This window comes from Streptomyces sp. NPDC055243 (assembly GCF_044544025.1).
Lineage (GTDB): Bacteria > Actinomycetota > Actinomycetes > Streptomycetales > Streptomycetaceae > Streptomyces.
Window position 1 is genome coordinate 48,464 of the sequence record NZ_JBITWR010000019.1, and the last position, 10,242, is coordinate 58,705.

Annotated in this window: 8 protein-coding genes; 6 read left to right on the forward strand and 2 right to left on the reverse strand. The window is 66.4% G+C overall.

Annotated features, from left to right (window positions below; translation table 11 throughout):
* Positions 1 to 56 precede the first annotated feature (56 nt).
* Genes miaB through ACIGXX_RS37385 form a run of 3 tightly spaced genes read left to right on the forward strand, consistent with a single transcriptional unit; the run spans position 57 to position 2,659 of the window.
* Positions 57 to 1,574, forward strand: a complete 1,518-nt coding sequence (gene miaB / locus ACIGXX_RS37375) for a tRNA (N6-isopentenyl adenosine(37)-C2)-methylthiotransferase MiaB (protein WP_351173507.1) — start codon at positions 57 to 59, stop codon at positions 1,572 to 1,574.
* 52 nt (positions 1,575 to 1,626) lie between these two features.
* Entirely contained in the window at positions 1,627 to 1,911 is a 285-nt protein-coding gene (locus ACIGXX_RS37380; RefSeq protein WP_399982600.1) for a hypothetical protein, read from the forward strand.
* Between the two features lie 34 nt (positions 1,912 to 1,945).
* Positions 1,946 to 2,659, forward strand: a complete 714-nt coding sequence (locus ACIGXX_RS37385; protein ID WP_399982603.1) for a class III extradiol dioxygenase subunit B-like domain-containing protein — start codon at positions 1,946 to 1,948, stop codon at positions 2,657 to 2,659.
* A gap of 202 nt (positions 2,660 to 2,861) precedes the next feature.
* Here the strand turns inward: ACIGXX_RS37385 and ACIGXX_RS37390 are convergent, their stop codons facing one another.
* Entirely contained in the window at positions 2,862 to 3,131 is a 270-nt protein-coding gene (locus ACIGXX_RS37390) for an antitoxin (RefSeq protein ID WP_399982606.1), read from the reverse strand.
* Positions 3,132 to 3,156: 25 nt separating this feature from the next.
* Complete coding sequence (locus ACIGXX_RS37395; protein ID WP_399982609.1) at positions 3,157 to 3,546, reverse strand: hypothetical protein; 390 nt, start codon at positions 3,544 to 3,546, stop codon at positions 3,157 to 3,159.
* 182 nt (positions 3,547 to 3,728) lie between these two features.
* On the opposite strand from ACIGXX_RS37395, the gene miaA reads away from it, so the two are divergent.
* The 3 genes from miaA to ACIGXX_RS37410 all read left to right on the forward strand — a co-directional run.
* The gene (gene miaA, locus ACIGXX_RS37400; protein WP_399982613.1) at positions 3,729 to 4,667 is read left to right on the forward strand and encodes a tRNA (adenosine(37)-N6)-dimethylallyltransferase MiaA; all 939 of its coding nucleotides are present in this window, start codon (positions 3,729 to 3,731) and stop codon (positions 4,665 to 4,667) included.
* A gap of 1,799 nt (positions 4,668 to 6,466) precedes the next feature.
* On the forward strand, positions 6,467 to 6,799 hold the full coding sequence (locus tag ACIGXX_RS37405; protein WP_399982616.1) for a CU044_2847 family protein: 333 nt from the start codon (positions 6,467 to 6,469) through the stop codon (positions 6,797 to 6,799).
* A gap of 8 nt (positions 6,800 to 6,807) precedes the next feature.
* Positions 6,808 to 10,242, forward strand: a 3,435-nt coding sequence (locus tag ACIGXX_RS37410) for a trypsin-like peptidase domain-containing protein (RefSeq protein WP_399982619.1), incomplete at its 3' end; no start/stop codon positions are given.

A 10,242-nucleotide genomic window follows, 5' to 3' on the forward strand; every position in this document is an offset into this window, starting at 1 on the left:
ATGGCCAGGGCCGAGCTCCCGGCAGGGACACTTCCCCGACCGCCTACCCTTGTCACATGAGCAGCGGCGACCGGGGACAGGCAGTGGGCGTTAAAACGTACGAGGTACGCACTTACGGGTGCCAGATGAACGTCCACGACTCGGAGCGCCTCTCCGGTCTCCTTGAGGGCGCCGGCTACGAACGCGCGCCCGATGGCTCGGACGGCGACGCCGACGTGGTCGTCTTCAACACGTGCGCCGTGCGGGAGAACGCCGACAACAAGCTGTACGGCAACCTCGGCCGCCTGGCGCCGATGAAGACCAAGCGGCCCGGCATGCAGATCGCCGTCGGCGGCTGCCTGGCCCAGAAGGACCGCGACACGATCGTCAAGAAGGCCCCCTGGGTCGACGTCGTCTTCGGGACGCACAACATCGGCAAGCTGCCGGTGCTCCTGGAGCGCGCCCGCGTCCAGGAAGAGGCTCAGGTCGAGATCGCCGAGTCGCTCGAGGCGTTCCCCTCGACGCTGCCCACGCGCCGCGAGAGCGCGTACGCGGCATGGGTCTCCATCTCCGTGGGCTGCAACAACACCTGCACGTTCTGCATCGTGCCCGCGCTGCGCGGCAAGGAGAAGGACCGCAGGACCGGCGACATCCTCGCCGAGATCGAGGCGCTCGTCGCCGAGGGCGTCTCCGAGATCACCCTGCTCGGCCAGAACGTGAACGCGTACGGATCGGACATCGGTGACCGCGAGGCCTTCAGCAAGCTCCTTCGGGCCTGCGGGAAGATCGAGGGCCTGGAGCGCGTGCGCTTCACGTCCCCGCACCCGCGCGACTTCACGGACGACGTGATCGCCGCCATGGCCGAGACCCCGAACGTGATGCCGCAGCTGCACATGCCGCTCCAGTCCGGCTCGGACCCGATCCTGAAGGCGATGCGCCGCTCGTACCGCCAGGACCGCTTCCTCGGCATCATCGAGAAGGTCCGCGCCGCCATGCCCGACGCGGCGATCTCCACCGACATCATCGTCGGCTTCCCCGGTGAGACGGAGGAGGACTTCGAGCAGACGATGCACGTGGTCCGCGAGGCCCGCTTCGCCAACGCCTTCACCTTCCAGTACTCCAAGCGCCCGGGTACGCCCGCGGCGACCATGGAGGGGCAGATCCCCAAGGACGTCGTGCAGGCGCGCTACATGCGTCTGTCGGCCCTCCAGGAGGAGATCTCCTGGGAGGAGAACAAGAAGCAGGTCGGCAGGACCCTCGAACTGATGGTCGCCGAGGGCGAGGGCCGCAAGGACGGTTCCACCCACCGCCTCTCCGGGCGCGCGCCCGACAGCCGCCTGGTCCACTTCACCAAGCCGGAGACCGAGGTCCGCCCCGGCGACGTCGTGACGGTCGAGATCACGTACGCGGCGCCGCACCACCTGCTCGCCGAGGGCCCCACCCTGAACGTGCGCCGCACGCGCGCGGGTGACGCCTGGGAGAAGCGCAACGTCGAGGCGGCGGCCAAGCCGGCCGGCGTGATGCTCGGACTTCCGAAGGTGGGCGCCCCCGAGCCGCTTCCGGTGGCCGCGGGCAGCGGTTGCGGCTGCGACTGACCGGAGCGGGCGCCGGACGACGGGGACAGCGGGCAGACAGGGGGGCGGGCCGATGGCGCGCTGGGCGCTGATGACGGAGAACCCTCCGGGGCCGGGGGCGTGGCATCTGTTCGAGCTGATGGCCACGGTGGACGGCACGCACGAGGAGGCGGTGGAGCGGTTCGCGGAGTTCGTCCGCCTGTACCGCCCCAAGCACCCGCGCCACCCCGTACGGATGCGGCGCTACCGCACGGCCGACGGCTGGATGGTGATCGGCGACGGCTCGGCCGGGGGCTCGTTCCCGTACCGCTTCTCGATCTCCGAACTGGAGTGGGACTCGCGCCCGATCACCTGTTAGCGCGCGTTTGTCGGCGGGCATTACGCTGCTGATCATGCTTGTCGCCGCAGCCGTCTGCCCCTGCCCGCCCCTGCTCGTCCCCGAGGTGGCCGCCGGCGCTGCCCCCGAACTGGACGCCGCGCGCGCCGCGTGCACGGACGCCGTCGGCGTGCTCGCCGCCTCGCGGCCCGACCGGCTCGTCGTGGTCGGCCCGGCCGAGCAGAGCGGGCGCGGCCCGCATCCGCAGGGCGCCCGCGGGTCCTTCCGCGGGTTCGGCGTGGACGTCGACGTACGGCTCGGACGCTCTACCGGCGATGCGGCGGAAGGCATGCTTCCGCCCTCGCTCGCCGTCGCGGCCTGGCTGCTCGACCGCACGGAGTGGTCGGCGGCCCCGCTGGAAGGACTCGGGGTGGGGGAACCTCTGGAGGCCGAGCGGTGTATTCAAGTCGGAGGGGACATCGCGGCGCGGGCCGACCGGGTGGCATTGCTGGTGATGGGCGACGCCAGCGCGTGCCGCACGCTGAAGGCGCCGGGATACCTCGACGAGCGGGCGGCCGGGTTCGACGCGGCGATCGCGCGTGCGCTGGGGGCGGCGGACGTGGAGGCACTCAAGGCGCTGGACGAGAAGCTGGCGTACGAACTGAAGGCGGCGGGCCGGGCGCCGTGGCAGGTGCTCGCGGGCGCGGCCGAGGGCGCGGGCCTGCGGGGCGAGCTGCTGTACGAGGACGCTCCGTACGGGGTCGGGTATCTGGTGGCGGCCTGGTCGTAGCGGCCTCAGCGGCCTCAACTGCCTCAGTGGCCCAAGCGGTCCAGGCGGGCCCAGTGGCCTGCGCGAGACCGGCTTCCGCGCGACGCTGCCCGCCTATTGGTTGACCCGCCTATTGGTCGACCGCCGACCCTCCGGCGCATGGCGACGGCCGCGGAGCTGGTGGCGCTCCACGGCCGTCCGCCGGTGTCGTTCAGCCGGTGGTTCAGGGCGCCGGACGGGGCTTCGGAGGGGCGGTGCCGCCGCCCGGGTCCTTGCCCTCGTCGGGCGTCCCCGCGAGGCGGTCCACGGCATCCTTCGCCTTGCCCGTACCCGTCTGGATCTTGTCGCTGTACTTGCCCTTGGTCTTCTCGTCGACCACTTGCGCGGCCTTGTCGAGACCTTGGTCGATCTTGTCCCCGTGCTGCTGCGCGAGGCCCGCGACCTTGTCCTTCGCCGGGGCGAGCTTGTCCTTCAGGCTTTGCAGGAAACCCATGGTTCACCTTCCCTCGCTGGGAGAGTTACTTGCGGGCGCCTTCGTCGGCCTCGTCGTTGTCGGCGGCCTTCTCCGCGGACTGCTGCTTGGGGATGTCCACGTTCTCCGCGGCAGCCTCTTCGGTGTTCTCCGCCTTGTCCTCGGACTCGGACTTCGACTCGGAGCCGGTCTCGGTCTTGGAAGCGGCCTCGGACTTCGCCTCGGCGTCGACCTTCGTGTCGGCCTCGGCCTTCTCGTCGGTCTTGGTGTCGTCCTCGGCGGCAGCTTCGGCCTTGGCCTCTTCCTTGCCGGCCTCGGGCTCGGGGGACTCCCCGGCCGCTTCCGGCTCGGCCGTCGGGGTGCCTGCTGCCGCCTCGGCTGTTGACGCCTCTTCCGTGTCCTTGGACTTCCTGCGGAACCGTGCAAAAACGCCCATATCTACTCCATACGGTACTCGTGTGGGCGAAATCCCGCGCCGCCCGGTGCGCCCTGTTGCGCCTCCCGGGTCGCCGATCCTCGAAACCGGCGGCTGGAACCTCGCAACAGGCAACGACCCCGGACCTGTGGCGTCACGTAGCTCGTTCGGGAAGTGGTCGTGGGATTTGCGAGACTGGGGCGGTGAGTAGAGCAGCTCCCGCACCGCGGGTCATCGCCGTCGTCGGGCCGACCGCGGCAGGAAAGTCCGATCTGGGCGTTTTCCTCGCCCAGCGTCTCGGCGGCGAAGTCGTCAACGCCGACTCCATGCAGCTCTACAGAGGGATGGACATCGGGACCGCCAAGCTGACGCTCGAAGAGCGCGACGGAGTGCCGCACCACCTCCTCGACATCTGGGACGTCACGGAGGCGGCGAGCGTCGCCGAGTACCAGAAGCTGGCACGGGCCGAGATCGACCGGCTCCTCGCCGACGGGCGCTGGCCGATCCTGGTCGGCGGCTCCGGGCTCTACGTCAGGGGAGCCGTCGACCACCTGGAGTTCCCCGGCACGGACCCCGTGGTCCGGGCCCGCCTCGAGGAGGAGCTCGAACTCCGCGGCCCCGGCGCGCTGCACGCCCGCCTCGCCGTCGCCGACCCCGGAGCGGCCCAGGCCATCCTCCCCAGCAACGGCCGCCGGATCGTCCGCGCCCTCGAGGTCATCGAGATCACCGGCAAGCCCTTCACCGCCAACCTCCCCGGTCACGACTCCGTCTACGACAACGTCCAGATCGGCGTGGACGTGGGCCGCCCCGAACTCGACGAACGCATCTCCACGCGCGTGGACCGCATGTGGGACGCGGGCCTCGTCGACGAGGTGCGTGCCCTGGAGGCCGTGGGGCTGCGCGAGGGGCGTACGGCGTCACGCGCGCTCGGGTACCAGCAGGTGCTCGCGGCGCTCGCGGGGGAGTGCACCGACGACGAGGCGCGCGCGGAGACCGTGCGTGCGACCAAGCGCTTCGCCCGCCGTCAGGACTCGTGGTTCCGCCGCGATCCCCGGGTGCACTGGCTCAGTGGCGCCATGGACGATCGAGGGGAACTCCCAGGGCGGGCACTGACGTTGGTCGAACGAGCGGTCACAGCCTGATCGCATGATGAGGAAAGTGGCCTTAGCGACGACTTTCATTGGGCTAAATCGAGGCAGGTCAGGGCGAGTTACTGGGTTGCGGTGTTTCACCGGGTTCCGACGACCAGGACGACAGATCGCTGGTTGGTGCTGAGCTGTTACTGACTTTGCTGACGGGTGGTCACTTCCAATGGTTGGCCGTGGTGGGGTGCCGGAGTGCGTTGTGAGTGGAGGTGGTGTTTCGTACGCCGAGGAACGAGGTGCAGGCGCTGTATCTGATCCAGGCGAGCAGCTTGTGGCAAGGCATGGCGGTGGACTACTGATGATGCGCGGGATCGCCGGTTTGGCTAACCGGCGATCCTGCGCTATGTTGCGCGCGCCGACTGCAAACCTGGTCTGTCTGTCTTGAGGGGCCAACGCATGTGTGCTGCCTGCTATAGGCGTTCAACCTGCTTCCGGTGACGCATGACGTGGAGCGCGTGGCGAGCCTTGAGCCTGCCGCAAAGGGCTCCTGACCTGCCGCTTTGTGCGTGCGCGTTATGTGTGGTGTGGGCGTTACGGGCGATATCTTGACGCTCGTTGTGATGGGCTGTCAGGTGCGCTGCTGGCCTGGTCAGGCCACCTGGAGAGCGACGTTGGTGCGAGGAGATCTTCTTGAAGTCCTTAGCAGTACGCGGCTTACTAGCGGCTGCGCAACTTTCGCCTGCGTCTGCCCACCAAGCTCCTCCTCTACCTCAAGCCAACCTGAAAGAGGTCGACCTCGTTGGGGGCTTTTCCCGGGATGTGACGGGGCTAGGTCACCATGGCAACGGTGAACCAGAGTTGCAGCTGCGCACGGAGCGAGACCTGGAGCGCGCCCAGGACCTGTCCCGCCGCGGGGGAGCGTGGCTGCGGGTGGCGTGGTCGTGCTGGGCGGGTGGTTGGCGTTGTGGGGTGCTGTCGTGATGCAGCTTTTCGACGGGGCAGTCAGGGCCCGGCGGTGGAGCTAGAAGGATGCGGCGGATCCCCGGTTTGGGTAGACCCTGTTGCCCGATTCGGTGGTCAGGCCGCGAGGGCCATGCCGAGTCGAGCAAAGTGGCTGGCATGTGTGGGGCTGATCGGTGTATCGGTCCACCAGGCGTCCGCCGCCGGCCTCGATGCAGCGCCGTGCCCATGAGTAGGTGAACGGCACGTTCACGCAGTGCTCGTTGTCCACGCACCAGCCGTAGAAGCGGGACATCGCGTTCGCCCGCTGGTTCCAAGGCCCAACGTCTCACCGCTCCCTTGAGCGGCCCGGCCAACCGGAAGTCGGCTAGACCTCAGAGCGCAGCGCGGAGTTCACCACGGTCACCGTACGGATCCACACCGTATCGCTGGAGAAACTCCAGCCAGGCCAGAAGTGCACGCGCGTACGCTCACCAAGAACGCCACGCCGGCACCTTGTTGATTGGCAGCTCGCGCAGCCACGTATTGGCGACCACTGTGCCCGACGGCACTCCTGACTGATGGGCCACGCGGAACACGGGCTGCGTGCTGAGCAGTTGGGTCCATGATCCGCGGTTTCGTGATCATGAGCAGTGGTTACGTCACGGCCCGGCCGCGACCGCCCGTCATTCCCCCAGGGCCGTGAGACGTCGAGATTGGTCGGGCCGGGCCGATCGAGCCGCGTCGTAGCGCCGCGACGATGAGAAGTGCGTACGGAAGGTCCGCCAGATGATGTCGTGGCACCCGGTCTGCTGCAGTGCAAGCGTTGATCCTGGCCGATGTGCCAGGGCAGTGCCTTTTCCAGCCAGGAGGTCTACCGTATTGATACGGACACGCAGAGTTAGGTCGATGTGTTGATGCAAAGTCTTGCGCGTATTCCGCTGGAAGGTGGGGGCGCGGTTCTGCTCGAAGCCGCACCGGAGCTGGACGGGCCCGTGAAGGCCGGGCGACTCGCAGACGCGGTGCGCGACCTGCCTCAGACTCTGCAGCAAGCCCTGGGGCCGGTTAAGGACACTGCGCAAGCAGTGTTGGACCAGCTGCGGCAAGCCGGTCCCAACGAGGTTGAGGTGGAGTTCGGGGTGGATCTCTCAGCGCAGGCAGGAGCGGTTATCACACGAGGCGAGTCGGCGGTCCACTTGAAGGTGCGGGTGCTGTGGAGCCGAGGGGAGTCAGGTGAAGACGCTTCCTGAGGGGGAACATGGTCGCTGATGATGCACCAGGGACTGGCTCCATCGGTCGCGACTGGTTCGGCAGGGAAGCAGCCGTGGCTCAGGTCCTTGCCGAGGACGGCAGTACAGCCGGGACGGGGTTTCTAGCTGCTGCTGGCATCGTTCTCACCTGCGCGCACGTGGTGGAGCTTGCGGGCCAAGGCCCTGGAGGGCGCGTACAACTTCGCTTCCCTCACTTAGCGGATGCCCCTCGCTTGGTAGGGCACGTACTGGCATCAGGCTGGCGCGAATCAGAGGCCGAGGACGTTGCCGTTCTGCGCCTGGATGCCACGCCTGCGGACGCCCAGCCCGTGAAACTGGGGTCCGCAGCGGGGTGCCGCGGGCACAGTGTCTTCTCATTCGGGTTTCCCAGCCAGGCGCCGGGCGGTGGCCACTTCGGTTACGGCGTGGCTGGTGCTCTACTGCCGCCAGACAGTCGCGCGGGTGTCGTGTTGCAGTTGGCTGATGCCAACGACTTGACGACTGGCTTCAGTGGCGGCCCCGTCGTGGACGAGGTCACTGGCCTGGTGATTGGCATGGTGACTGCGATTACCGCCCCGGACCGCCAGAGCCGAGGGCTGGCAATTGCGTACGCAACTCCTACCCAGGTGCTGAGGGATGCCCTTCCCGACCTGGTCGAGCACCAGGTGTGCCCGTATCGAGGTCTGGAGCCGTTTACCGCTGAGCACGTCGACTGGTTTCATGGCCGGCAAGCAGCTGTAGAAGAGGCGTTGGCCGCGCTGCGCGGCAACAAGAGGGTCCTGTTGTTACTGGGACCTTCCGGAGCGGGCAAGTCCTCTCTCGTTCAAGCCGGCATCCTGCCGGCTCTGGCTGACGGCGGACTACCAGGTAGCGACCGGTGGCTACCGCTGATGGCTCGGCCGAGGCAGGATCTGATGGCAGAGCTGGAGCGGAGTGGCCTGCCCGGGACCACGAGTGAGGGCATTGAGCACGCAGTTCAACGCCGACTTGCCGCGGAGCCTGCGGATCGACGCCTCGTCGTGGTCATCGACCAATTCGAGGAACTTCTCCTTCAAGGAGCGGCTGATGGGCCGGATCGGCAGATACCTGTCGCACAGCAACTTCAGGCGCTCATCGAATCGCCACTCGCGGTCACAGTCATCCTGGTCATGCGGGACGACTTCTACCCACGCCTGGCCGCCGGAGAGCCCAGCCTGACGAAGGTCGCGACCCAAGGGCTGCTGAATGTCTCTGCTGCGTTGAGCGTCTCAGACTTACATGCCGTCATCACCCAACCTGCCCATGCAGTAGGCGCCCGCTTGGAAGAGGGTCTTGCGGAGCGCATCATCGCCGACGTCCTGGCAGCAGACGAACATGCTCCAGCTACCCGGCAGGCGCCAGCCACCCTGTTGCCACCCTTGGAGTTGGCGCTGAGCCAGTTATGGGAACGTCGTAACGACGGCTTCCTGACGCACCATGCCTACGACCAGGTCGGCGGGGTCGCCGGTAGCTTGACCACCTGGTGCGAGGCCGCCTTGGGCCAGCTTCCCCTCGAACAGCGCCCCATTGCCCAGAAGGTCCTCACCGCACTAGTCCACCCCGCTGACGAAGCGAACGCCACCCCCGCAACCCGGCGACACGTCGCCGTTGCCGACCTTCGAGCCCTGGCCGCTGACCCCCTGTCCGTCGCACAAAGTGGGCAGGCGTTCGATGCAGTGTTGGCCTCGTTGACCCGGAGCCGAGTCATCACGACTCGCACCACGCCCAATCAGGACGGCACACCCGGCCAGGCCACAGCTGAGCTCATCCATGACGCTCTCATCCGCGACTGGACCGATCTGCGTGATTGGGTGGCAGCCGATTATCAGTTCCACGCCTGGCTCCGCAGGGTCGGCGAACAGTACATCGGTTACACCCAGAGCGGGCACCCTGGTGACTTGCTAGACGGGACAGACTTGGCCGCGGGCGTGGCGTGGTCCGACAAGCGCGGGCTTCCACAGGATATTGCCGCTTTCCTGGCCAACAGCCAACGACGCCAGCAGGCCGCAATTCGCCGCACTCGGCGTATCAACACCGCCTTGGCCACTCTTCTATGCATGGCTCTTCTGGCCGCAGGACTTGCCTTTTGGCAGCAGCAGAACGCCGTCCAAGCGAAAAAGGGTGCCGTAACGGCTCAGAGGGTAGCTCAGTCACGGCAACTTGCTGCCCAGTCAGGTTACCTATCGGAGAGCGACACTGACCTGTCCTCGCTATTGAGTATCCAAGCGTATCGGACTAGCCCGACTACCGAAGCCGCCTACCGCCTTTACTTGGCAGCTAGAAATCCGATTCGATCTGTTCTTGCCAATACCAGCAGTGGCGGTACGAACGCAGTGGCATACAGCGCGGACGGTAAACTTTTCGCCACTAACGGTGATGGCAACACCGTCCGGCTACGGGACAGCGTATCGGGCAAGATACGCAACACCCTCACAGGCCATAGCGACACCATCCAACGCGTAGCATTCAGCCCCGACAGTACGATGCTGGCCACAGCCTGCGGTGACAACACCATTCGCCTATGGGGCACAGGCACCGGCAAGCTACAGAAGACTCTCTTCGGTCACAAGGGTGGTGGCGTCGATGCGGTGGCATTCAGTCCGGATGGAGTCACCCTTGCCAGTACTGGAGAAGATGGGACCGTCAGACTCTGGGATATAGCCAGGGGAACGTCCCGCGTCATCATCACTGGTCGAACCGGCGGCGTACGGTCAGTAATCTTCAGTCCGGACGGTAGAACCCTTGCCGCATCGGTGGGCCATGAAGACGCCGTGCACCTATGGGACGTCAAATCAGGAAAGATTCGCCGAACCATCAAAGACCCAGACGGTGTCATGACGACACTTTTCACCCCGGATGGCAAGAAGCTCCTTACGGCCGACATTGACCACGATTTCATCCGGCCATGGAACGTCGCCACAGGAAAGCCTGGCGGCAGCATCTACGTCGGATTGAACGGCATAGCGCAAGTGGTATTTTCTCCGGAGGGTAGCACTATTGCCGTGAGCTCTTGGAGTAACGCTGTTGTACGGCAATGGACATGGAAAACAGGAGGAGATCTCCGAGACGTCTACACTGGGCATAAAGGCAGGGTGGAATCAATGGCCTTTAGTCCGGACGGTGCAACTCTGATCACAGGCAGCGCCTACGACAACGCCATCCGAGTATGGGATATGAAGGTGGGTAGACCTCGCGCCACTCTCGCGAGTAGTCAGCGCGGTATCTCGTCAGCGGCTTTCAGTCCCGACGATGTCACCCTTGCCGCAGGTCATCTTGATGGCGCTGTGCTCCTATGGGACGCGAGCAACGGTAGAGTGCGCAAGACCCTAACCGGCCACCGAGACGCGATTACGTCGGTGGCATTCAGCCCAGATGGCGCGACTCTGGCCACCGGCAGTGAGGATAACACCGCACGACTCTGGGAC

Bases quoted from the DNA above. Each gene is read 5' to 3' on its own strand.
- ACIGXX_RS37390 (WP_399982606.1), bottom strand. From the start codon at position 3,131: ATGGGTTTCCTGCAAAGCCTGAAGGACAAGCTCGCCCCGGCGAAGGAC.
- ACIGXX_RS37380 (WP_399982600.1), top strand. From the start codon at position 1,627: ATGGCGCGCTGGGCGCTGATGACGGAGAACCCTCCGGGGCCGGGGGCG.
- ACIGXX_RS37395 (WP_399982609.1), bottom strand. From the start codon at position 3,546: ATGGGCGTTTTTGCACGGTTCCGCAGGAAGTCCAAGGACACGGAAGAG.
- miaB (WP_351173507.1), top strand. From the start codon at position 57: ATGAGCAGCGGCGACCGGGGACAGGCAGTGGGCGTTAAAACGTACGAG.
- ACIGXX_RS37385 (WP_399982603.1), top strand. From the start codon at position 1,946: ATGCTTGTCGCCGCAGCCGTCTGCCCCTGCCCGCCCCTGCTCGTCCCC.
- ACIGXX_RS37405 (WP_399982616.1), top strand. From the start codon at position 6,467: ATGCAAAGTCTTGCGCGTATTCCGCTGGAAGGTGGGGGCGCGGTTCTG.